Source organism: Xanthomonas sp. LF07-6 (assembly GCF_034105445.1).
Taxonomy (GTDB): Bacteria; Pseudomonadota; Gammaproteobacteria; order Xanthomonadales; family Xanthomonadaceae; genus Xanthomonas_A; species Xanthomonas_A sontii.
This window is the reverse complement of the sequence record NZ_JAXGGI010000006.1, coordinates 87,971-111,754: the sequence shown is the minus strand read 5'-3', so window position 1 is coordinate 111,754 and position 23,784 is coordinate 87,971. Positions and strand designations below refer to the sequence as shown.

General features: G+C 67.5%; 15 protein-coding genes and 1 tRNA gene. 5 read left to right on the top strand and 11 right to left on the bottom strand.

The features are described from left to right. Positions 1 to 486 precede the first annotated feature (486 nt). The 3 genes from SLW56_RS11715 to SLW56_RS11705 form a co-directional block, all read right to left on the bottom strand. Positions 487 to 1,440 (bottom strand): toll/interleukin-1 receptor domain-containing protein, encoded by a 954-nt coding sequence (locus SLW56_RS11715; protein WP_267084202.1) that lies wholly within the window; start codon positions 1,438 to 1,440, stop codon positions 487 to 489. A 158-nt stretch (positions 1,441 to 1,598) separates the two neighbouring features. Beyond that, on the bottom strand, positions 1,599 to 2,024 hold the full coding sequence (locus SLW56_RS11710; RefSeq protein WP_320694878.1) for a type II toxin-antitoxin system VapC family toxin: 426 nt from the start codon (positions 2,022 to 2,024) through the stop codon (positions 1,599 to 1,601). Then, positions 2,024 to 2,278 (bottom strand): type II toxin-antitoxin system Phd/YefM family antitoxin, encoded by a 255-nt coding sequence (locus tag SLW56_RS11705; RefSeq protein WP_291211770.1) that lies wholly within the window; start codon positions 2,276 to 2,278, stop codon positions 2,024 to 2,026. Before SLW56_RS11705 ends, SLW56_RS11710 begins: the two co-directional genes overlap by 1 nt. A gap of 367 nt (positions 2,279 to 2,645) precedes the next feature. Here SLW56_RS11705 and SLW56_RS11700 point away from each other — a divergent pair, with 367 nt between their 5' ends. Next, on the top strand, positions 2,646 to 3,428 hold the full coding sequence (locus SLW56_RS11700; protein ID WP_320694877.1) for a DUF3883 domain-containing protein: 783 nt from the start codon (positions 2,646 to 2,648) through the stop codon (positions 3,426 to 3,428). Positions 3,429 to 3,528: 100 nt separating this feature from the next. Here the strand turns inward: SLW56_RS11700 and SLW56_RS11695 are convergent. From SLW56_RS11695 to SLW56_RS11670, 6 genes are all read right to left on the bottom strand, one after another. Beyond that, positions 3,529 to 3,604, bottom strand: a tRNA-Ile gene (locus SLW56_RS11695). A 239-nt stretch (positions 3,605 to 3,843) separates the two neighbouring features. Then, positions 3,844 to 4,209, bottom strand: a complete 366-nt coding sequence (locus tag SLW56_RS11690; RefSeq protein WP_157836393.1) for a hypothetical protein — start codon at positions 4,207 to 4,209, stop codon at positions 3,844 to 3,846. 120 nt (positions 4,210 to 4,329) lie between these two features. After that, a complete protein-coding gene (gene glgB / locus SLW56_RS11685; protein WP_320694876.1) occupies positions 4,330 to 6,513 on the bottom strand; it encodes a 1,4-alpha-glucan branching protein GlgB in 2,184 nt (727 codons plus the stop codon). Then, on the bottom strand, positions 6,510 to 9,863 hold the full coding sequence (treS, locus tag SLW56_RS11680) for a maltose alpha-D-glucosyltransferase (protein ID WP_320694875.1): 3,354 nt from the start codon (positions 9,861 to 9,863) through the stop codon (positions 6,510 to 6,512). The genes glgB and treS overlap by 4 nt, the downstream gene beginning before the upstream one ends. Continuing rightward, positions 9,860 to 12,961: a maltotransferase domain-containing protein gene (locus SLW56_RS11675; RefSeq protein ID WP_320694914.1), complete on the bottom strand. Its 3,102-nt coding sequence runs from the start codon at positions 12,959 to 12,961 to the stop codon at positions 9,860 to 9,862. The genes treS and SLW56_RS11675 overlap by 4 nt, the downstream gene beginning before the upstream one ends. Before the next feature lie 851 nt (positions 12,962 to 13,812). Next, positions 13,813 to 16,164 (bottom strand): GH92 family glycosyl hydrolase, encoded by a 2,352-nt coding sequence (locus SLW56_RS11670; protein ID WP_320694874.1) that lies wholly within the window; start codon positions 16,162 to 16,164, stop codon positions 13,813 to 13,815. A gap of 131 nt (positions 16,165 to 16,295) precedes the next feature. Here SLW56_RS11670 and SLW56_RS11665 point away from each other — a divergent pair, with 131 nt between their 5' ends. From SLW56_RS11665 to SLW56_RS11655, 3 genes are all read left to right on the top strand, one after another. Continuing rightward, positions 16,296 to 17,345 carry a LacI family DNA-binding transcriptional regulator gene (locus tag SLW56_RS11665; protein ID WP_043094570.1) on the top strand — a complete coding sequence of 350 codons (1,050 nt, stop codon included), beginning with the start codon at positions 16,296 to 16,298 and terminating at the stop codon, positions 17,343 to 17,345. Further along, a complete protein-coding gene (locus SLW56_RS11660; protein WP_267117406.1) occupies positions 17,342 to 18,646 on the top strand; it encodes a sugar MFS transporter in 1,305 nt (434 codons plus the stop codon). The genes SLW56_RS11665 and SLW56_RS11660 overlap by 4 nt, the downstream gene beginning before the upstream one ends. Positions 18,647 to 18,739: 93 nt before the next feature. Then, positions 18,740 to 20,026, top strand: a complete 1,287-nt coding sequence (locus SLW56_RS11655) for an AGE family epimerase/isomerase (RefSeq protein WP_267096103.1) — start codon at positions 18,740 to 18,742, stop codon at positions 20,024 to 20,026. Positions 20,027 to 20,251: 225 nt separating this feature from the next. Here SLW56_RS11655 and rpoD read toward each other — a convergent pair whose 3' ends face one another. Further along, positions 20,252 to 22,114, bottom strand: a complete 1,863-nt coding sequence (rpoD, locus tag SLW56_RS11650) for an RNA polymerase sigma factor RpoD (protein WP_267117407.1) — start codon at positions 22,112 to 22,114, stop codon at positions 20,252 to 20,254. Positions 22,115 to 22,228: 114 nt separating this feature from the next. Then, positions 22,229 to 22,669, bottom strand: a complete 441-nt coding sequence (gene dtd / locus SLW56_RS11645) for a D-aminoacyl-tRNA deacylase (RefSeq protein WP_152247066.1) — start codon at positions 22,667 to 22,669, stop codon at positions 22,229 to 22,231. Between the two features lie 175 nt (positions 22,670 to 22,844). Between dtd and SLW56_RS11640 the strand changes: the two genes are divergently transcribed. Then, positions 22,845 to 23,759, top strand: coding sequence for a lauroyl acyltransferase (locus SLW56_RS11640; RefSeq protein ID WP_017911889.1), 915 nt, complete (start codon positions 22,845 to 22,847; stop codon positions 23,757 to 23,759). The last annotated feature ends 25 nt before the right edge of the window (positions 23,760 to 23,784 follow it).

The window sequence follows — 23,784 nt, the reverse complement described above, 5'->3', positions numbered from 1 at the left end:
GCTTGAGCCAGCAGAGCGGCGCCTTGGTGACGCGGCGAGGGCAATTGGTCTTTGAACAAGCGGAAGCACTACCGGGCATGACGTCTTCCATTTGAGTGGGAGTCGCCAAGTGATTTCGGGAGACCAAACCGGGCTGCGGAATTTGCCGTAGCGACTAGATAGTTGCTCAACCCAAAGAAGCTGGCAACGCTATAAACAGAACGTCTGTAGACATCTGCAGGAAAGCGCCGTTGAGGATTAAGTCAATCTGAGCCAGCCCCAATATCTTTACTCTGACTCGCAACGCACGCTGAAGCGAAATCAACGAGTTCATCGGGCGGTCATTTCCGTTGTCATGTTCTCCATGCCGCCTAATACTTGAGCTGAGGCGCGAGCATCAGTATGGCACTTGGCTCGCTGGGCGGACAATGGAGAACTCCCGGAATCGGCAAAATGCCATGCCGATGCGAGTCGGCTCCAGCGAAGGGTTATACCTTGCTCGCTGCATTACCTACTGGACTTTTCGCGCTGGATGACCGCCTTGGCAAGTTCGAGTGCGATGCTGAAGACCTGGGGATCAAGGTCAGTGGTCTGCTGACCTATGAACTGTGACCCCTTGTCGATGTTCCAATGCTGTAGCGCATCCTTCACTTCCGCCCACTCGATCGCAGACCCGTGTGCTCGCAAGTAGAACTCTCCGAAGGAGATTGCGTGACGACGATCGGCGTTGCGAAGCGCCTCTACCATGAATGACTTCCCAAGGGAAAAGGCGTATTTGGCAAGCGTGATCAACAGACTCACGACAACAACGCCAGTGACAGCGAGCTCAACCAAAGCAGGCCATGAGCTTGTGGAGGGTCCGGTGACGAGTACTCGCCACACACCAAACGCCACAGTAGCCAGGAGAGTTATGTACGCCAGGCCGTACCAAGTATAGGCCCATCTTTGATAAGTTTTTTCGCGACTCTCAAGTTGCTGGAGTGACTTCTGGATGAAATCTGCCGCACTTGACTGGACGAGACGACTGACCTGCTCACGTTTTTCGGCTTTGGCCAGTTGAATTCCCGATAGGCGCTCTAGGCCTTCCGCTAGCTTGATCGCCGCATCTTCAGCATCACCGCTTGTGGCGAAGACGCCTTGAAATTGAGCGAGCTGCGCCGGGAGCTCCACATTTCCGATTACTACGGGGATGATTACCGGGCGACCGCGCTCCCGTGCATAAGCCACTGCTGCGCCAAGTTCGTGGCTTATCCAAGTACTTTTGGCAGAGGCTTCCGAAACTACAACGACGACTGCATCTACATCCTTCAGCCGGGCAATGATGGTGTCTTGCCAACGGTCTCCAGGTGCGATCTGCTCATCAAACGACAATACCTGGTGCCCAAGTTCAGTAAGCGCGCGTCGTAGAGGCCCTGCGAAAGCGCGATCCTGGTTAACGAAGGAAAGGAAGACGGTTGCCATAGCTTGGTGCGTGCTCCACGACGTCTAACGCTTTTAATTAAGCCACGCCGCGAATCGGAGTTGGCTTGCAAATGAACGGGGGCAGGTTGACTTTTTAACCCTTGCTTCCTACCTAGCAGACAACTTCCAATTGCCTTTGCGCATAAGCTCGTAGGCGATCATGAAAACGGCTCCCACGCATTGACGATGGAAACTCCCGTAGGCTCGAAATCAGAGACGTTGCGCGTAACCACCGCCATACCATGCACCAACGCCGTCGCCGCGATGAGCGCATCGCGCTCGCCGCGCTTGTCGGGTACATGCAACCGGGCGCAGCGTTGCGCCACAGCGGTATCGATCGGCAATGTGCGTCCGGAAAACTCGGGCAGTACGTGCTGCTCTAGCCACGAGCGCAGCATGCCGCCCTGGGTAGCGTCCTTGCGTTCGATCGACAGAACGCCAAGCTCCAGCTCCATGACGGTGATGGCCGAGATGAAGAGATCGGCGGCATCGACGCTTTCTGCCCACGCCGCCACATTTGCATCCGCCCTGCCGAGCCGCACCTTGCGCAACTCGGACAGCACGTTGGTGTCCAGCACGTACATCACGAAAGATCAGCCGGCCGGGCTCCAATCGTCACGCGCGGCGGCTCGAACTCGATGTCTGCAACGCCCGGCATCGCCAGCGCATCGGCAATGTTGCGTCGCTGCCTGGTCAGCCGTTGGTAGTCTTCGAAGCTCAACAGCACGTGCGCAGGCTTGCCGCGGTCCGTGATGAACACCGGGCCGCTCTTGGTGGCCTTCTTTGCCCGCGTCACGTCCTGATTCAGTTCCCGACTTGATAGGGTTGTGATGGTCATAAGGCACCTCCTAGATCCGCTCAATGTAGTTACGTTACTACAACACTGCTTGAGGGGGCAAATGACGGATCAACACGGCCACGAGTGTCTCAGCCAGGCAGCCCTTCCTGTCGAGAACGGGCCGGGTTCTCTCCTAACATCCGCTATTTTCAAGAGCGGACAACATGCAGTCGCCGTTGCATGCTGCTGGTAGACCACTAGCAATCGCTACTGCCTGCATCACATCGCCCCACGCAGCTATCGCTGCCAGGACTAGCTCCCCACACTTCTGCTAGTTAACCTGGTGACACGCGAGAGGAGCTATATGGCACGAGGCACAGACTGGTCGCATGAAGAAGTGGAGGCCTGCGTCGCCGACTACTTGCACATGCTCACGCTCGAACTGAACGGCCAGCGGTATAGCAAGACCGTCCATGCACGTGCGCTGGCCGAGCGGATTGACGGGCGCAATCGAGCCGCCATCGAGTTCAAGCACTGCAACATCAGCGCAGTCCTTCTCGCACTCGGCTACCCGTACATCGATGGCTACAAGCCGCGCGGCAACTACCAGACCCTGTTGTTCGACGTGGTGGGAGGTCAGGCGCAGTCGAACGATGCACTACAGGCTGCTGCTCAATCCGCGGTGCTGCGGCCTGCCGTCATGGTCGCCCCAGAGGATACGGATGCCGTATGGGTTCCGGCACCGACAGCGGCACGGGTACGAGAGACACCACCTATCTACCTGCCCAGATTCTCGCCTATCCAACGCGACTACCTGGCACAAGAAGCGCGGAATCAATCGTTGGGCCGGGCCGGCGAGTTGTTCGTAATAGAGTTGGAAACCCGCCGCCTTCATGCAGCCGGCCAAAAACGCCTGGCCAATCGGGTCGAGCACATAGCCGCTTCTCAAGGCTATGGCCTAGGCTACGACGTACTCTCCTACGAGACCGATGGCCGAGAACGACTCATCGAGGTAAAGACCACCGCGTTCGGCATCCTGACTCCATTCCATGTCAGCCGCAACGAACTGGCGCGCTCGGAAGTCGATGCTGACAAATACCGCCTCTATCGTCTCTTCGACTTCCGCGCAAAGCCACGCCTATTCGATCTGCCCGGCGCCATCGCTTCGCATTGCCTTCTCGAGTCAACCATGTACATCGCGCGCTTCTAAGACGACGGCCTCACTAACACTACAAGAATGGGGTCGGGCTCACTTCCAACGTCCGCTCATCTTGAAAAGCAGACAGCATGCAATTGCCTTTGCATGCTGATGGTGGGCCCACCAGGATTCGAACCTGGAACCAAAGGATTATGAGTCCTCTGCTCTAACCGTTGAGCTATAGGCCCGGATGCGTCCGGAGCGGGCGGGCGATGCGCCGGCCGCCGGCTTGGCGCCTCTGGCGTACTCGCTGGGGAGGCGCCGAAGCAGCGTGAGTTTACAGTTCGACGTGGCGCGCTGTCTTCCCGGGACGGGAGCGTCGGGGCTCCCACGCAGCTTACCCCTACGCGTGAAAACGGTAGCGGGCCGTGCTGACACCCATCAGCAGGGGCCGCAACCTTCCGCCAGCCACAAACAGCGAGCGCCGCTACTGGCCCCCAATGCCAGAGAACATGCTCGCGACGCAAGCAGCGACCTGCCGCGCCTGCCCCTCCGGCACAATGATCTTCACGACTTTACTGCCGGTCCAGTGGAACACGTGGTCATCCAGCAGTTCGATGGCGAGTACGTTCCCGTTGAACGCGTATCTCGCCCGCCTGGTCGCGAATCCATGGATCTGGTCGTCCGCCTCGATGTAGAGGCACCCGGGATCCTCGATCTCGTCCCGGCAGAGCCCGATGTTGTACGGCTGGCCGGCACGCTCTTGGTCGATCAGGAAGCCCAGCGAAAAGTAGCCGTCGTCGCTTTCCTGGTTGTCGACGTCCACTCGCAGCGACTTCAGGATGTCATCCACGCGCCCTCCCATGCGTCCCCTGCCCCGCCAAGTGGTGCGAGCCGGCACCAGGATAGCGTGTGCCCGCGACACCATGGCCGCGCACGTCCACGCCGTACCGCATAGGATCAACTGCGACTCCTAATCCTCCAGTCCCAGCACCAGCACCGCCAACGGCGGGATGGTCAGCACCAGCGACGCCGGATGCCCATGCCCGCCGACGTTCTCGGCGCGCACGCTGCCGCCGTTGCCGGTGTTGCTGCCGCCGTAGATCTCGCTGTCGGAGTTCAGCAGTTCGCGCCAGCGGCCGGCGCGGGGCACGCCGATGCGGTAGCCGTGGTGCACCTGCGGGGTGAGGTTGGCCACCACCAGCAGCGGGGTGTCGCCGCTGCGGGCCTTGCGCAGGTAGGCGAACAGGCTGTTGCCGGCGTCGTCGCCGATGACCCAGGCGAAGCCTTCGGGTTCGTCGTCGCGGGCGTGCAGTGCGGGGTGTTCGGCGTAGAGGCGGTTGAGGTCGCGGACCAGGCGCTGGATGCCGCGGTGGTTCGGCTGGTCGAGCAGGTGCCAGGGCAGCGCGGCGTCGTGGTTCCACTCGGTGGGCTGGGCGATTTCGCAGCCCATGAACAGCAGTTTGCGCCCGGGGTGGGTGTACATGTAGCCGAGGTAGGCGCGCAGGTTGGCGAAGCGCTGCCAGTCGTCGCCGGGCATGCGTCCGAGCAGGGAGCGCTTGCCGTGCACCACTTCGTCGTGGGAGATGGGCAGCATGAAACGCTCGGAATACGCGTAGACCATGCTGAAGGTCATCTCGCCGTGGTGGTAGCGGCGGTAGATCGGGTCCAATTCGATGTAGTGCAGGCTGTCGTGCATCCAGCCCATGTTCCATTTGTAGTCGAAACCCAGGCCGCCATGGGCGAGGTCGGCGGTGACGCCGGGCCAGGCGGTGGATTCTTCGGCGATGGTCATGGCGCCGGGTGCCTGCTCGGCCACCACCTGGTTGAGCCGGCGCAGGAAGGCGATGCTCTCGTAGTTCTCGCGGCCGCCATGGATGTTGGGCACCCACTCGCCGGCGTTGCGGCTGTAGTCGCGGTAGAGCATGGAGGCGACCGCGTCCACGCGCAGGCCGTCGACGTGGTAGCGCTGCAGGAACTCCAGCGCGCTGGCGATCAAAAAGCCGGAGACTTCGCGGCGGCCGTGGTTGTAGATGAGCGTGTTCCAGTCGCGGTGGAAACCTTCGCGCGGATCGGCGTGTTCGTACAGGGCGGTGCCGTCGAAGTGGGCCAGGCCGTGCGCGTCGGTGGGGAAATGCGCCGGCACCCAGTCGACGATGACGCCGATGTCCTCGCGGTGGCAGCGGTCGACGAAGCGGGCGAAGCCTTCCGGGCTGCCGAAGCGCGCGGTGGGCGCGAACAGGCCCAGCGGCTGGTAGCCCCAGGAGCCGCCGAACGGATGCTCGGTGACCGGCAGCAGTTCGATGTGGGTGAAGCCCATGTCGGCCACGTACGGAATCAGCCGCTCGGCCAGCGCGTCCCAGTCGAGCAGGCTGCCGTCGGCGGCGTGCATCCACGAGCCGGCGTGCACCTCGTACACGCTGATCGGCGCCTGCGGGGCGTGGCGGCGCGCGCGCGTGGCCATCCAGGCGTCGTCGCGCCACTGGAACGGCGTGGGGTCGGCGACGATGGAGGCGGTGCCGGGCGCCAGTTCCGCCTGGCGCGCGACCGGGTCGGCCTTGGCCGGCAGTTCTTCGCCGCGCGGGCCGCGCAGGGCGAACTTGTAGCGGGCGCCGGGGTCGACGCCAGGCACGAACAGCTCCCACACGCCGGCCTGGTGGCGCAGGCGCATCGGGTGGCGGCGCGCGTCCCAGCTGTTGAAGTCGCCGATCACCGCCACGCGCGAGGCGTTGGGCGCCCACACCGCAAAGCGGGTGCCGCGCTCGCCGTCGACCTCGACCACGTTGGCGCCCAGCGCATCGGCCAGGTGCAGGTGATGGCCTTCGCCGATCAGGTGCAGGTCGAAGTCGCTGAGCTGCGGGCCGAAGGCGTAGGCGTCGGCGGTGTCCTGCTCGCCGCCGGGCCAGCGGATGCGCAGGCGGTAGCGCCCCTCGCCCGGCAATTCGGCGTGGAAGAAGCCTTCCGGCCCCTGCTGCAGCGGCACTTCGCTGCCGTCCTCCAGCACCGCCAGCACCGCATCGGCGCCCGGCTGGTAGCTGCGCAGCACCCGCGCCTCGCCGAGGCGATGCACACCCAGCACGGCGAACGGGTCGCCGTGGCGGGCGGTGGCGAAGGCGCGTTGCGTCGCGTCGTCCCAGACGTGGACGGCATCACTCATCGAATCGACTCCTGGGGCGCGGGAAAGCGGTCGAGTATGCGCAACAGTCCCTGTATGGGCACCATGATCCATGCCGGGCGGTTGGCGGCCTCGTAGCGAATTTCGTAGCAGGCCTTCTCGATCAGGAACAGCAAGGTGGTGGCCTCGAACGCGGCCGGCGCCACCCACGGATGCGAGCTGGCATCGAGCACGGTGCGGTAGGCGGCCAGGAACGCGGCGCTGGCGCGGCTGCGGAACGCGGCCAGGTATTGCTCCTGCGCGGTGTCCAGGCCGGCGCCGACGCGTGCGGCAGTCCCCTCCTCGCCGCGCGCGGAGACTTCGCTGGCGTAGTCCAGCGAGCGCAGGAAGCCGGCCACGTCGTGCAGCGGGCTGGCCTTGGCGCGGCGTTCGTCCAGCGACTTGGCCGGCTCGCCTTCGAAGTCGATCAACACCACGTCGTCGAACGCGACCAGGATCTGGCCGAGGTGGAAGTCGCCATGTACGCGCGTCAGCAATGCGCCGGACAACAGCGACGGCGCCTGCTGCAGCCAGGCATCCAGGCGCGCGCGCTCGGCTAGCAGGCTGTCCACCGCGGCGTGTTCGGCCGGGTCGTCGTTGGCGTCGCGATGCGCCAGCAAGGTGTCCCACATCGCCTGCACCTCGTGCACCACGCCGTCCACCACCTGCTGCGCCGCGGCCGCGTCCACCGGCTGCGGCGCGAAGGCGGGCGCGTCGCTGGGTTGCGCCAGCACCGCGTGCAGCTCGGCCAGGCGCCGGCCGACCAGGGCGGCGAAGGCGTCGTAGCCGGCCACGCTCTCCAGCCGCGCCGCATCGTCCTGGGCGGCATCGTATTCCTCGGCGCCGCGTGCGAGATGATCCAGGGTCCAGCGCCAGGCGTCGCCCTGGTTGCGCACGAAGCCCTGCAGCAGGGCCAGCGTGGTCTCGCTGCCGTCGGCCTCGACGCGGGCGACATGGCCCAGCAGCGGCGCGGCGTTGGCATAGCCCAGCGCGGTGAGGCGCTCGCCGATCTCGATCTCCGGGTTGATGCCGGCCGACACGCGCCGCAGCAGCTTGAACACCGCCGCATCGCCGACGATCAGCGAGCTGTTGCTCTGCTCCGCCGACAGCCAGCGGATTTCCGGATCGGCGGGGATGTCCACGCGCTGCAGCGCCGCGGTGGGACAAAAACGAATGCGCTCGGCGGCTGTCTCGTTGCCGGCGTCGCCATCCACGCGCAGCTCCGCCTTGTCGCGCAGCGCGGCGAGCATGCTCAGGGTGAAGGGCTTCAGCGCGAAGGCGTCGGTGAGGTAGCCGACCTCGCGACCGTGGCGCACGCGCGCCAGCGCCAGTTGCTCGGCCAGCACGCTCGGCTGATCGCGCTCCCAGACGATGCCCAGCGGCAGGATGTAGCGCTCGTGGGCGCCATCGTCCAGTTCCGCCTCGATCTCCAGCAGGGTCAGGCCGTCGCCGCCGGCCAGCGGCGTGCGCCGGGCGATGCACACGCTGCGCAGCGCGCGGTCCTTGGCTGCGAACCAGCGCCGCGTGGACAGCCACGTCGGCAGGATGTCGCGCTCCAGCGTCGGCAGGTGCGGCTGCAGGCCGGCGCTGTCGGTTCCACTGCGCAGCACCAGGGTCTGGTAGTCGGGGAGCGGCACCGGCGCCGGCACATGCCAGTCCGGCAGCGTGGCGTTGCCGACCAGTTGGAAGGCGTAGAAGCCGAACGCCGGCACGGTGAGCAGGTAGGTCAGGCGCCCGATCGGCGGGAAGCTGCCGCCGCCGAGGATGTCCACCGGCACCCGGCCCTCGAACTCGGACAGGTCCAGTTCCACCGCCTGCAGCGTGTGCGAGAGGTTGGCCACGCAAAGCACGGTCTCGTCCTCGTGGCAGCGCAGGTAGGCGAGCAGGCGGCGATTGCCGGGATACAGGAAGCGCAGCGCACCGCGGCCGAAGGCGCGGTAGCGCTTGCGCACCGACAGCACGCGGCGGGTCCAGGTCAGCAGCGAGTACTGGTCGCGCTGCTGCGCTTCCACGTTGACCGCCTGGAAGCCGTACAGCGGGTCCATGATCGGCGGCAGCACCAGCGCGGCGGGATCGGCGCGCGAGAAGCCACCGTTGCGGTCGATCGACCATTGCATCGGCGTGCGTACGCCGTCGCGGTCGCCGAGATGGATGTTGTCGCCCATGCCGATCTCGTCGCCGTAGTACAGCACCGGCGTGCCGGGCATGGTCAGCAGCAGCGAGGTCATCAGTTCGATGCGGCGGCGGTCGCGCTCCAGCAGCGGCGCCAGGCGCCGGCGGATGCCCAGGTTGATGCGCGCGCGGCGGTCGGCGGCATAGGTCTGCCACAGGTAGTCGCGCTCGGAGTCGGTGACCATCTCCAGAGTCAGCTCGTCGTGGTTGCGCAGGAAGATCGCCCACTGACAACTCTCCGGGATCTCCGGGGTCTGGCGCATGATGTCGGTAATGGGGAAGCGGTCCTCGCGCGCGATCGCCATGTACATGCGCGGCATCAGCGGGAAGTGGAACGCCATGTGGCATTCGTCGGCGTTCTCGCCGAAGTACTGCTGGGTGTCTTCCGGCCACATGTTGGCCTCGGCCAGCAGCATGCGGTCGGGGTATTCGGCATCGAGTGTGGCGCGGATGCGGCGCAGGATGGCGTGGGTCTCGGGCAGGTTCTCGTTGGAAGTACCGTCGCGTTCGATCAGGTACGGCACCGCGTCCAGGCGCAGCCCGTCCACGCCCAGGTCCAGCCAGAAGCGCATCACTTCCAGCACCGCTTCCAGCACGGCAGGGTTGTCGAAGTTCAGGTCCGGCTGGTGCGAGTAGAAGCGGTGCCAGAAGTACTGACCGGCCTCCGGATCCCAGGTCCAGTTGGACTTCTCGGTGTCGCAGAAGATGATGCGGGTGCCGGCGTAGTCCTGGTCGCTGTCGGACCACACGTAGAACGCACGCTCCGGAGAGCTGGCCGGGGCCATGCGCGCACGCTGGAACCAGGGATGCTGGTCGGAGGTGTGGTTGATCACCAGCTCGGTGACGATGCGGATGCCGCGCGCGTGCGCCTGCTCCACGAAGCGCTGGAAGTCGGCGATGCTGCCGTAGTCCGGATGCACCGCCATGTACTCGGCGATGTCGTAGCCGTCGTCGCGGCGCGGGCTGGGGTAGAACGGCAGCAGCCAGATGGTGTCCACGCCCAGGTCGGCGATGTAGTCGAGCTTGGAGATCAGCCCGGGGAAGTCGCCGATGCCGTCGTCGTTGGAATCGAAGAACGACTTGACGTGCACCTGGTAGATGATCGCGTCCTTGTACCAGCGCGCATCGCCGGCCGGTGCGCGCGGCTCGAGTTGGGGGGACGACGGCGCGGCGACATTCATGCAGGAACTCCGGCGCGGATGCGCCACAGGGAGAACGGCCGCGACGGATCGAGGCGGATGTGTTGGGTCTTGCCGTACCAGGTGAAGTCGTGGCCGTCCCACAGGTCGCGCACGGCGACGCTGGCATGGTCGGGCAGGCCCAGTTCCCACAGCGGCACTTCGATCTGCGCGTTCTGCGCCGCATGCGGATCCAGGCTCACCGCCACCAGCACCAGGCTGCGCCCGCGCGCCAGGTGCGCGGCGTCGAGGAACTTGCCGAAGTACAGCACTTGCTCGTTGTGCGCCACGTAGAAGCGCGTGCCCAGGTGCGACTGCAGCTCCGGATGCTGGCGGCGCAGCAGGTTGAGGCGGGTGATTTCCTCGACGATGTCGCCCGGCGCGCGCTCGGGCCACACGCGCAACTGGTATTTCTCCGAGTCGAGGTATTCCTCCTTGCCCGGCAGCGGCGTGGCCTCGCACAGTTCGAAGCCCTGGTACATGCCCCACAACCCGGACAGCGTGGTCGCCAGCGCGGCGCGGATCAGGTGCCCGCTGCGCCCGCTGTGCTGCAGGAACAGCGGATTGATGTCCGGCGTGTTGACGAAGAAGTGCGGGCGGAAGCACTCGCTGGGCGCGCCGCTGTTGAGTTCCTCGATATAGGCCTGCAGCTCGGCCTTGTGCTGGCGCCAGGTGAAATAGGTATAGGACTGCGAGAAGCCGACCTTGGCCAGCCGGTACATCGGCTTGGGCCGGGTGAAGGCCTCGGACAGGAACACCACCTGCGGATGGCGCCCGCGCACCTCGGCGATCAGCCATTCCCAGAACGGGAACGGCTTGGTGTGCGGGTTGTCGACGCGGAACAGGGTGACGCCTTCGTTGACCCAGAAGAGCAGCGCATCGCGCAACGCGTTCCACAGCGCCGGCACTGCGCCGCTGGCGTAGAAGTCGACGTTGACGATGTCCTGGTACTTCTTCGGCGGGTTTTCCGCGTACGGGATGGAACCGTCGGCGCGCCAGGTGAACCAGTCCGGGTGGTCGCGCAGCCACGGATGGTCCGGCGCGCACTGGATGGCGAAATCCAGGGCCAGTTCCAGGCCGTGCTCGGCCGCTGCGGCACGCAGGCGGCGAAAACCGTCGAGCCCGCCCAGCTCGGGATGCACCTCGGTATGCCCACCTTCGGCCGAGCCGATCGCATACGGGCTGCCGGGTTCGCCCGGCTCGGCGGTCACGGCGTTGTTGCGGCCCTTGCGGTTCTTCTCGCCGATGGGATGGATCGGCGGCATGTACAGCACGTCGAAGCCCATCGCCTGAATGTGCGGCAGCCGCGCGATCACGTCGTCGAAGGTGCCGTGGCGCTGCGGATCGCCGCTCTGCGAGCGCGGGAACAGTTCGTACCAACTGGCGAAGTGCGCGGCGCGGCGTTCGGCCTCGACCCGGAAGGTCATCGGGTATTCGGTGCGGAACGGCTTGGCATCGGCGCGCGCCATCGCTTCGGCGGTGTCGGGTTCGAGCAGCAGTTGCGCCTTCTCGGCCAGGTCGTCGTTGCGGGCGATACGGGTGGCGATGGCCTTCAGCCGCGTCGCCAGCGCGCCGCGGCTGCGCCCGCGCGCCGCTTCGACCTGGGCCAGCGCCTCCTGCACGTCCACCGGCAGCAGCGTGCCGGCGGCGCGCTTCTTTTCCAGGTCGGCGTGGGTGGTGGCGTACACATCGCGCCAGGCCTCAATGCGGAACTCATAGCGGCCCAGCCGCTGCAGTGGGAATTCGCCGCGCCAGCGGTCGTTGCCGAGCGCGCGCATCGGTGTGCTGGACCAGGTACGCCCATCGGCGGCACGCCACAGCAGCGCCACGGCGATGCGGTCGTGGCCATCGCAGAACGCGTCGGCTTCCACGCAGACGCGGTCGCCGACCGTGCGTTTGACCGGGAAGCGTCCGTCGTCCACCGACGGCGTCACCGCCTCGATGCACACCCGCGCCTCGCCGGCGGCGACCTCGGCGGGCGTGCGCGCCCGTGCCGCGGTCAGCACCGGGCGCGCCGGCAGGCTGCGATAGATGCGCACCTCGCCCGCTTCCAGGGTGCCGCCCTGCTCGCCCTGGATCGGCTCGCCATGGTCGCTGAGCAGGCCCTCGCTGTCGCCGAGCAGGCGCAGCAGCGCCGGCCCCGGTACCGGCAGCAAGTGGTCGCGATCGCTGTTGAGCAGTACCAGCCATGGCGCGGCGTCCAGCGGTTCCACCGCCACCGCGGTGAGCGCGCCATCGCGCAGCAGCGGGCGCAGGCGCAGCGACGTGGTGGCGTTGGGCAGCGACGCAGCCGGCGTGGACGCGTCGCTCTCGGAGGAACCGTGCTGCGCAGGCGCGGGCTGCCCGTGTTCTGTCGAGGTGTCCTGCGCACCGATCGCCCAGGCGCCACCGAAGGCGGCCGCCAGGCGCTGCCGCTGTGCGCGCGGCAAGGGCAGTGGCGTATCCGAGGCCGTCTCGGCATCGACGGTGGCGACCACGCAGCGCGCCAGCGCACGCAGGGCGCTGTCCTCGTCGAAGAACCAGTCGCCACGACCGTCCCACCAGGCCAGCGAGGAGAACGCGGCATCGAAGCCGGCGCCGGCCAAGCTGCGCAAGGCGTCCAGGCCCAAGCCGGGCGTCCACGCCAGCAGCCGCGCCTGCGGCGCCTGTGCGTGGACCCCGTCGATCAGCGTGCGCCACAATGGCGCCGGGATGCGCTGTGGCTGCAGTACGCGGAAGCCGGCCACGCCGCTGCGCAGCCAGTCGAGCAGGCGCGCACTCCACCACTGCGCCAGGCCCGCCCCTTCTTCGGCGGAGGCGAAGCGGCCCACCGCGATGTCCGGCGCGGCGCGCTCGGCGCGCGGATCCGGCAGCGCCGAGCTGCGCGCGCGGAACCAGTGCGGATGCTCCTGCAGCAGGCGGCTGCCGCCGCCGATCTCGTCGATGCGCAGGTCCAGCAGCACGCGCAGCCCATGCTGCTCGGCCCGCTGCAGCCAGTGGCGCAACTGTGTCTGGCCCGCCGCGTCGTCGGCTGCGGGGTCGTGCAGACGGCCCTGCGCATCCTGTGCGAACGGATTGGGCAAGACGATGTGATCGCAGCCCTGTGCCTGTGCCGCCGCCATGGCCGCGTCCAGCGCGGCCGCATCGTGAGGAGGAGAGAGAGACAGCAGGCAGACATGCATTCGGAAGATCCCGTTCGACGAATGAGAAGGACACGTCGCCTCTGCGCGCCGTTGCCGGCAGCGCGGACTGCGCCGTCGCATGGCAAGGGCGTCGGAACGGGATGCGCCTGCACGCGGTCGCGCTTCCAGGGATGGCGACGGCGCCGGCGCACCCGGTCCGCGCGATGCGATGCAGCCGCGCTACAAGACCACGAACGCCGCAAATGGAATGTGTGGATGACATTAAATGCGCGTGCATGTGATGCGACGCGCTGTGACAGGGTGTGGCGGCGCACGCTGCGCGACGCCATGCGCAATGCAGGTCACGCCGAATTCACGCGATGCTGACGCTCGCGCTTGCGTCGCGCACGAGGCCGTAGTACGGCGCAGAGGCCTCGGCCGTCTTCCAGGTGCAGACTCACGTCGGCGCGGCTTCAACGCATCTACGAACTTACTGCCACCACACTCCATCCGGATGCCGCTGGCCCCTGGGAGCCAACTGTGATGCCGCCGCAATGCGCGAAGTGATGTACTTTCCGATGGCGCAATGCGTCGGGACTGAAGTCCCTCCCACTGTGCACCCGGCAGGCGCACCGCAAGCCCCTGTGGGAGCGACTTCAGTCGCGACGAGTGAAGCCATCCAATGACCGATTGCTACAGCAGTCGGGACTGAAGTCCCTACCACAGTGCACCGGGCGGGCTCGCCGCAAGCCCCTGTGGGGCGGCTTCAGCCGACAGGGCTCGACCGGGAATGCCCCGTCGCGGCTGAAGCCGCTCTTACGGGACATCTCCCGGAATAGGTGGAGCGCCCTTCACTCGCTCATCGAATAGGCGCGCTCGGCGCCGGCCGCGGCCCAGGCGGTGTTGGGCGTGGCCTGCAGGGTGAAGCGCAGTTCGCCGCCGGCCATGAGTTCCTCGTGGCGCAGGAACGCGCGGTTCAGCGGCCGCCCGTTGAGGGTGACGCTACCAACATAGGGATACGCGTCGTCCAGGCCGTCGGCGATCACCGTGAAGCGCTTGCCGTTGGGCAGCGCCAGGGTGGCGCGCGGCAGGAACGGGCGGCCGAGGATGTACTGGTTGCTGGCCGGCGCCACCGGGTAGAAGCCGAGCGCGGTGAACACGTACCAGGCCGACATCTGCCCCATGTCGTCGTTGCCGGCCAGGCCGTCCGGGCGCGCGGCGTACTGGCTGCGCATGATCTGCTGCAGCCGCGCCTGGGTGCGCCACGGCTGCCCCGCGTAGGCATACAGATAGGCGACATGATGGCTGGGTTCGTTGCCATGCGCATACCAGCCGATCAACCCGGTGATGTCCTCCATATGCGCGAACACCTTGGGATCGACCTTGGCGTCGAACACCTGGTCCAGCCGCGCCAGCAGCTTGTCGTCGCCACCGTGCGCACGCGCCAGGCCGGCCACATCCTGCGGCACGTACCAGGAGTACTGCCAGGCGTTGCCTTCGGTGTAGTCGGTGCCGTAGCCGCTGGCGTCCGGATCGAACGGAGTGCGGAAGCTGCCGTCGCGCTTGCGCGCGCGCATGAAGCCGGTGTCCGGGTCGAAGGCGTTGCGCCAGTTGCCGGCACGCTTGGCGAAGGCGGCGGCGATCTCGCTGCGGCCCATCTCCTTGGCCATGCGCGCGATGGTCCAGTCGTCGAAGGCGTATTCCAGGGTCTTGGAGGCGGCCTCGCCTTCCTCGTCGATCGGCACGTAGCCCAGCTCGCGATACTGGGCGATGCCGTCGTAGGGGCCGTAGTTGGCGCTGGCCACCATGGCCTTGAGCGCGGCGTCGGTGTCGTAGCCGCGGATGCCCTTCATGTACGCGTCGGCGATCACCGGCACCGCGTGGTAGCCGATCATGCACCAGGTCTCCAGACCATGGAACGCCCACACCGGCAGCACGCCGTAGGGGCTTTCGCGCTGGTGCGCGAGCAGCGAGTTGACGATGTCGTTGGTCCGTTGCGGCGGCTGCACGATGGTCAGCAGCGGATGCAGCGCGCGGTAGGTATCCCACAGCGAGAAAGTCGAATAGTGGGTGTAGCCCTGCGCCTGGTGCACGGCGTTGTCCGGGCCGCGGTAGCGGCCGTCGCTGTCCATGAACAGAGTCGGGCCGAGCAGGCTGTGGTACAGCGCGGTGTAGAACTGGGTGCGCTGCGCGGGCGGCGCGTCCACCTCCACCGCGCCCAACGCCTGCGCCCATTGCGCGCGTGCCGCGCGGCGCACGCCGTCGAAATCCCAGCCCGGCACTTCGGCGTCGAGATTGGCGATGGCGCTGTCCTCGCTGACCGGCGAGATCGCCACCTTGACCAGCAGCGGCCCGCGCAGCGCGTCGCCGAAGTCGAACGAGCCCACCAGTTGCCGGCCTTCGATCTGCGCGCGCTGGGTGGGGTCGTTGTCGCCCGGCGGCGGGAAGCCCTTGTAGGGGATGTCCTGCTCGGTGTTGTGGAAGGCATGGCCGCGCAGCGGCTGCGAGAAGCGCAGGGCGAAGTACAGCTGCCGCCCCGGCGCCCAGCCGCGGGTCTCGCGGAAGCCGGTGACGGTGCCGTCGGCGCGCAGGCGCAGCCGCGACCAGCTGATCTTGCCCGGGTAGTCGTACAGGCTGGTGCGCAGGTCCAGCAGCACGTGCGCCGGCTGTCCGGCCGGGTAGGTGTAGCGGTGCACGCCGACGCGGGCGCTGGCGGTGAGTTCGGCGCGCACCTTGTAGTCGTCCAGGGTCACCGCGTAGTAGCCCGGCTCGGCGCGCTCGTCGTCGTGGCGGAAGCGCGCGCTGTAGCCGCTGCCGGGCTTGTCCGGGTCGCCACGCTCCAGCCGCACCGCGCCACTGATCGGCATCAACAGCACGTCGCCCAGGTCGGAGTGGCCGGTGCCGGAGAAGTGCGTATGCGAGAAGCCGACCAGGCTGCGGTCGTCGTAGCGGTAGCCGGCCGCCCAGCCGTAGGCGTCCTTGCGCGGCTGGATGCGCGTGTCCGGGCTCAGTTGGACCATGCCGAACGGCACCGTGGCGCCGGGATAGGTGTGGCCCTCGCCGCCGGTGCCGATGAAGGGGTCCACCGCGGCCACCGCACGTTCGCCGGCGTTACCGCCCGCCGCCGCGACGGCGGGCGCGATCGGCCATAGCGCGGCCAGCAGCAGTGCGGCAGCGCCGCCCAGCGTCCTCGAGCTGCGCATGGCAGGCTCCCCGTATCGAATCGATCCAAACGGATAGCACAAAGCCACCGCAATGCCTTGCTGCACTGCAAAATGCGGATCGGATCACGACGGCGCAGGATGAGCGACCTTTTGAACCGGTCTAATGCGCCGTGGCGCCGTCTTCCGCCGACAAACGCGTCACCGTGTCCGACATCGCCGCCGCCTGCGGCGTGTCGCGGGCGACCGTGTCGCTGGTGCTGCGCAACAGCCCGCTGGTGCATGCGGACACGCGCGCGCGGGTGGCGGCGGAGATCGCCCGCCAGGGCTACGTCTACCACCGCGGCGCGGCCAGCCTGCGCGGCCGCGCGTCCAATGCGGTGGCGCTGGTGGTCAACGACCTGGCCAATCCGTTCTTCGCCGAGTTCGCCGGCGGCGTGGACGCGGCGCTGGCCGAGGCCGGCTACGTGATGCTGATGGGCAGCACCGGCGAATCGCCGGAGCGCCAGCAGACCGTGCTGGCCTCGCTGATCGAACACCACCCGGCGGCGATGATCCTCTCGCCCACCGAGAACACCGACGCGGCGCGCCTGCGCCAACTGCTGGGGCCGCGCCTGCCGGTACTGCTGTTCAATCGTGCGCTGGACGGCGATTGGCCGCTGCTGGCGCTGGACAACCGTCGTGGCGCGCGCCTGGCCACCGAACACCTGCTGGCGCAGGGCCACCGTGCCATCGCCTTCTTCGGCGGCCACCGCCAGTCCAGTTCCTGCGCCGAGCGCCGCGCCGGCTATCGCGAGGCGCTGGCCGCCGCCGGCATCGCGGTCGACCCGGCGTGGCTGATCGAATGCGCGCCGACCCGGCTGGAAGCCGCGCGCCAGGCCGGCGCGCTGTGCGCGCGCGACCCGCTGCCGACCGCACTGGTCTGCTACAACGACGTGGTCGCGCTGGGCCTGGCCAGCGGCCTGGCCGAACGTGGCCGCATCGCCGGCCGCGACTACGCGCTGATCGGCTTCGACGACATTCCCGAGGCCGCCGTCGCCACCCCGCCGCTGTCCACCGTCGCCGTCGCCCCGCGCGAGCGCGGCATGCAGGCCGCGCGCCTGGTGCTGGACGCGCTGCGCCACCGCCAGGCCCTGCCTGCGCTTACCATCGCCCCCGCCCGGCTGTGCCTGCGCGCCAGCAGCCGGGTCGCCCTCTCGCCCGTTCCCGGAGTCGCTGCATGAGCCGTCGCCCGCTGTCCAACACCGCCGCCATCGCGGTGGTCAGCATGATCTTCTTCACCTGGGGCGGCCTGACCAGCCTCAACGACGTGTTGATCCCGCATCTGAAAGCCGTGTTCCAGATGAACTACGCGCAGTCGATGCTGATCCAGTTCACCTTCTTCGGCGCCTACTTCCTGATGTCGGTGCCGGCCGGCGCGGTGGTGTCGCGGGTTGGCTACAAGGCCAGCATCGTCATCGGCCTGGTGGTGGCGGCGATCGGCGCGGCGATGTTCTACCCGGCCGCGCGCCTGCCCTCCTATCCGCTGTTCCTGACCGCGCTGTTCGTGCTGGCCAGCGGCATCACCCTGCTGCAGGTGGCGGCCAATCCGTACATCAGCCTGATCGGCGCCCCGGAGAAGGCGCCGAGCCGGCTCAACTTTGCCCAGGCGCTGAACTCGCTGGGCACCACCGTATTCCCGTGGCTGATCGGCCCGCTGATCCTGGCCGGCGCGGTGCTCGGTGCCGACCAGCTGGCGGCGATGAACCCCGAGCAGTTGTCCGCCTATCGCATCGAGCAGGCGCGCTCGGTGGAGATCCCCTACCTGATGCTGGCCGGCGGCCTGCTGCTGCTGGCGGTGTTCGTGCTGGTGATGCGGGTACCGTCGCTGCGCGAGGACAACGATGCCAGCACCGAATCGCATCACAGCTTCGCCGACGCGCTGCGCCACCCGCACCTGCTGTGGGGCGTGGTGGCGATCTTCATGTACGTGGGCGCGGAGGTCTCGATCGGCAGCTTCCTGATCAACTACATCTCCGGCCCCACCACCGGCGGCCTGACCGAAGCCGCTGCCAGCCACTATCTGCCGTTCTACTGGGGCGGCGCGATGGTCGGCCGCTTCGCCGGCGCCGCGCTGCTGCAGTTCGTCCCGGCCCGCAAGCTGCTGGCGACCTTCGCCGGCATCGCCTCGCTGCTGCTGATCGCCACCATGCTCAGCACCGGCCATGTGGCGATGTGGAGCGTGATCGCCATCGGCCTGTTCAACTCGATCATGTTCCCGACCATCTTCACCGTGGCCATCGAGCGCCTGGGCGTGCTCACCAGCAAGGCCTCCAGTCTGCTGATCATGGGCATCGTCGGTGGCGCCCTGGTGCCGCTGGCGCAGGGTGCGCTGGCCGACGCCATCGGCATCCAGCACGCCTTCGTGATTCCGCTGCTGTGCTACGCCTACATCGTCTGGTACGGCCTGCGCGGTTCGCGCCTGTCGCCGGAACTGGCGGCGGCCGCGCCGACCACCGCGCCGACCGCGCGCGTGATGCACTGATCCGCTGATCCGTTCCCGTTGCGGCGGCGGCGCACACGCCGCCGCCGCGCACCACTGCCTTCCCCTCCCTCACTCAGCTCGCCAGCCAACCGCATGAACCTGCCCGCCACGCCCCTGCCCGACTTCGCCGACGCCGCCGTCCTGCGCGCACACATCGCCGACACCATGGCCTTCTACCACCCGCGCGCGATCGACCCGGCGGGCGGCTTCTTCCACTACTTCCGCGACGACGGCAGCGTGTACGACGCCGGCCATCGCCACCTGGTCAGCAGCACCCGCTTCGTCTTCAACTACGCGATGGCGGCGATCGAGTTCGCCGACTCGGCGCTGGCCGCCGAGTACCTGGACGCCGCGCGCCACGGCCTGCGCTACCTGCGCGAGGTGCACCGCGATACCGCCAGCGGCGGCTACGTGTGGACCCTGCGCGACGGCGTGGCCGAAGACCGCACCCAGCACGCCTACGGCGCCGCCTTCGTGCTGCTGGCCTACGCCACCGCGAAGAAGGCCGGCCTGGACACCGATGCGTGGATGGACGAGACCTGGCAGCTGCTGGAAACCCGCTACTGGGACGCCGCCGCCGGCCTGTACCGCGACGAGGCCACCCCGGAGTGGACGTTCTCCAGCTACCGCGGCCAGAACGCCAACATGCACCTGTGCGAAGCGCTGATCGCCGCCTACGAGGCCAGCGCCGAGCCGCGCTACCTGCAGCGCGCGCTGCTGCTGGCCGACCACATCACCCGCCGCCAGGCGGCGCTGGCCGGCGGCCTGGTGTGGGAGCACTACGACGCCGACTGGCAGGTGGACTGGGACTACAACCGCGACAACCCCAAGCACCTGTTCCGGCCGTGGGGCTTCCAGCCCGGCCACCAGGTCGAGTGGTCCAAGCTGCTGGTGCTGCTGCACGGGCACCTGCAGGCATCCACCGGCACCGCGCCGGCGTGGCTGCTGCCGATCGCGCGGCACCTGTTCGACACCGCCCTGGCGCACGGCTGGGACGCGCAGCATGGCGGCATCGTCTACGGCTTCGCCTCCGGCACCGAACAGGCGCCGGTGGTCGGCGTGCCCGACGTGGCCGCGGCGCCGACCTACTTCTGCGACGACGACAAGTACTTCTGGGTGCAGGCCGAAGCCATCGCCGCCGCGGCGCGGCTGCTGGCCGCCACCGGCGATGCCACGTATCGCGCCGCCTACGACACTATCTGGGCGTACTCCTGGGAGCACCTGGTCGACCATCGCTACGGCGCCTGGTTCCGCATCCTCAGCCGCGACAACCGCAGCTACAGCGACGAGAAGAGCCCGGCCGGCAAGACCGACTACCACACCATGGGCGCCTGCCACGACGTGCTGGCGGTGATGCGCGGCAGCAAGGCGTTCGCGTAGGCGAATAGCGGGGAGATGCACTGTGGGAGCGACTTCAGTCGCGACGAGGCTTCACTAGGAATGCCCGTCGCGAGTGAAGTCGCTCCCACAAGGCTTGGCTGGCTGCTGACATGACAGCGCATGGCTGCGGCATGGACTGCAACCCTGCGCAACGCCACCGACTCCTCACCCACAAAAAAGCCCCGCACATGGCGGGGCTTTTTTGTTAACACGAACCGCGCTCGATCAGTCGATATCGAGGAAGCTGCGCAGCTGTTCCGAACGGCTCGGGTGACGCAGCTTGCGCAGCGCCTTGGCCTCTATCTGGCGGATGCGCTCGCGGGTCACGTCGAACTGCTTGCCGACTTCCTCGAGGGTGTGGTCGGTGTTCATGTCGATGCCGAAGCGCATGCGCAGCACCTTGGCTTCGCGCGGGGTCAGCCCGGCGAGCACGTCGCGCACGGTCTCGGACAGGTTGATGTTGGTGGTGTTCTCGATCGGGGACTCCACGTTGGTGTCCTCGATGAAGTCGCCCAGATGCGAATCCTCGTCGTCGCCGATCGGGGTTTCCATCGAGATCGGCTCCTTGGCGATCTTCATCACCTTGCGGATCTTGTCCTCGGGCATGTCCATTTCCTTGGCCAGCTCCTCCGGGGTGGCCTCGCGGCCGTACTGCTGGAGCATCTGCCGGGAAATGCGGTTCAACTTGTTGATCGTCTCGATCATGTGCACCGGGATACGGATGGTGCGCGCCTGGTCGGCGATCGAGCGGGTGATCGCCTGGCGGATCCACCAGGTAGCGTAGGTCGAGAACTTGTAGCCGCGGCGGTACTCGAACTTGTCCACCGCCTTCATCAGGCCGATGTTGCCTTCCTGGATCAGGTCGAGGAACTGCAGACCGCGGTTGGTGTACTTCTTGGCGATCGAGATCACCAGGCGCAGGTTGGCCTCGACCATTTCCTTCTTGGCCTTGCGCGCCTTGGCTTCGCCGTAGGCCATGGCGCGGCTGATTTCCTTCAGCTCGGCCAGGCTCAGGTAGGTGGCCTGCTCCACCGCCACGGTGGCTTCCTGCTCGGCGATGATCTGGTCCTTGACGTCGCGCAGCGCCGACGACCACTTCTGCTTGCGCTTGAGCGCGTCGTCGACCCAGGCCACGTTGGTCTGGTTGCCTTCCCAGGAACGGATGAAGTCCTTGCGCGGCATGCGTGCCACGTGGGTGGCCAGGTGCAGCACGCGGCGCTCATGGTCCTTGACCTGGGCCATGGTGTCGCGCAGCTTGCGCACCAGCACGTCGGTCAGCGGCAGCGGCAGCTTCAGGGTGACGAACACCTCGGCGATGTCGTTGCGCAGCTTGCTGACCAGCTTGTGCTCGGCGCCGTTCTTGGCGTGGGCCTTCTTGAACTTGGCGTACTCGGTGGCCAGCACTTCCATGCGCCGCGCGACCTCGGCCGGATCCGGACCGGTCGGGCCGGCGTCCTCTTCGGCGGTGTCGACGTCGTCGTCGTCATCCTCGTCGGCATCGGCATCGGTGGCGCTGTCGTCGTCGGACACCGCGACCGGCGGCGCCGGCTCTTCCTCGATCAGGTCGTTGAAGCCGACCACGATCTCGGCCAGGCGCTTCTTGCCTTCCTTGTGCTGTTCGTAGTCCTCGAGCAGGGTCTCCACCGCCAGCGGGAACGCCCCCAGCGCGGCCTGCACCTGGCCGAGACCTTCCTCGATGCGCTTGGCGATGGCGATCTCGCCTTCACGGGTCAGCAGTTCTACTGTGCCCATCTCGCGCATGTACATGCGCACCGGGTCGGTGGTGCGACCACCCTCGGTGTCGAGCGCGGTCAGCGCCGCGGCGGCTTCTTCGGCCGCGGTGTCGTCGACTTCGCGGTTGCCGGTGTTGCCGTCGTTGAGCAACAGGGTTTCGGCATCGGGCGCAACTTCATGGACATCGATGCCCATGCCGTTGATCATGCCGATGATGTCTTCGATCTGTTCGGGGTCGACCAGATCGTCGGGAAGATGGTCGTTGACTTCCGCGTAGGTCAGATAGCCCTGTTCCAGGCCCTTGCTGATCAGTTGCTTGATGTCGGATTGCTGGGCAGGACGTTCGTTGGCCATGAGTGCTCGCGCCACCGGCAGGTAGGTGAATGAGTGAACCTAGCATTATAACAGCCCGGACCGCCGCTTGCCGGACGAGGAGCCTGAACGGCTCCGCCAGGAACGCGCCGGCGTCTACGGCCGGAGCAGGAAAGTGACCGGGCCGTCGTTGACCAGGCTGACGACCATATGGGCACCGAAGCGGCCGGTTTCCACCCCTGGCGGGTGCTGCGCGCGGCACACCTCCACCAGTCGATTGAAGCCGCGTTCAGCCTCGGCCGGCGGCGCCGCGGTGGTGAAACTGGGCCGCATCCCCGAGCGCGTGTCGGCGGCCAGGGTGAACTGACTGACCAGCAGCAGGCCGCCGCCGGTGTCGCGCAACGAGCGGTTCATGCGACCGCTGGCGTCCGAAAACACCCGGTAGCCGAGCAGGCGCTCGGCCATGCGTTGCAACTTGGCCTCGTCGTCGCCCGGCTCCACCGCCACCAGCGCCAGCAGACCGGGCCCGATCTGGCCCACGACCTCGCCATCGACGCTGACCGAGGCCTGGGTGACGCGTTGGATCAGCGAGAGCATAGGGCGGGGATTGGGGATTGGGGGATTGGGGATTGGTTGCGCCGCGACGAACGGTTGCGATCGTGCGGCATCATCGCCGAATGGGCTCGATTGATAAAGCGACAGCGCACGCGGCCGACGCGACCCGCGATGCCGGTCGGGCGGGCCAGATGCGCCAAGCGGATAAACTGGGCCGATGAAACCCGCCACGCTCGCTTCCCTGCTGTATCGCTGCGCCGCCGCCGTGGCGCGCCTGCCGTGGCCGTGGCTGCGCCGCCTGGCCGACGGCCTGGCCGGGCTGTGGCTGCGCCTGGACGCGCGCGAGAGCCGGGTGGTCCGGCGCAACCTGGAGCTGGCCTATCCGGAACTGCTGCCCAGCGAGCGCGTCGCCCTGCAGCGCGACGTGCTGCGCTCGACCGCGCGGCAGGCGTTCGAGACCCTGGCGCTGTGGACCCGGCCGCCGGAACAGAACCTGGCGCGACTGCGCCTGCGCCACGGCCAGGACCTGTACGACGCGGCGCTGGCCGCCGGCCGCGGGGTGATCGTGGCCGCGCCGCATTTCGGCAACTGGGAGCTGCTCAACCAGTGGCTAGCCTCGCGCGGCGACATCGCCATCGTCTACCGCGCACCGGAGTCGGCCGTGGGCGACGCCTTCTTGCAGTTGGTGCGCAGCGGCGAGCGGGTGCGCCAGGTGCGCGCCGAGGGCCCGGCGGTGCGGCAGCTGTTCAAGACGCTCAAGGACGGCGGCGCGGTCGGCATCCTGCCCGACCAGCAGCCCAAGGCCGGCGACGGCGTGTTCGCACCGTTCTTCGGCGTGCCGGCGCTGACCATGACCCTGGTCAACCGCCTGGCCGAGCGCACCGGCGCGACCGTGCTGTTCGCCTGGTGCGAGCGCGTCGGCAACGACCTGGAGTTCGCCCTGCACGTGCAGCCGGCGCCACCGGACATCGCCGATGCCGACCCGCTGCGCGCGGCCACCGCGCTCAACGCAGGCGTGGAACGGGTGGCGCGGCGCGACCCGGCGCAGTACCAGTGGACCTACAAGCGCTACACCCTGCGCCCGGACCCGGCCGAGCCCAATCCCTACGCCACCGAGCGTCATCCGCACTAAGAGCGACTGAGGCGCTCGCCTCTGA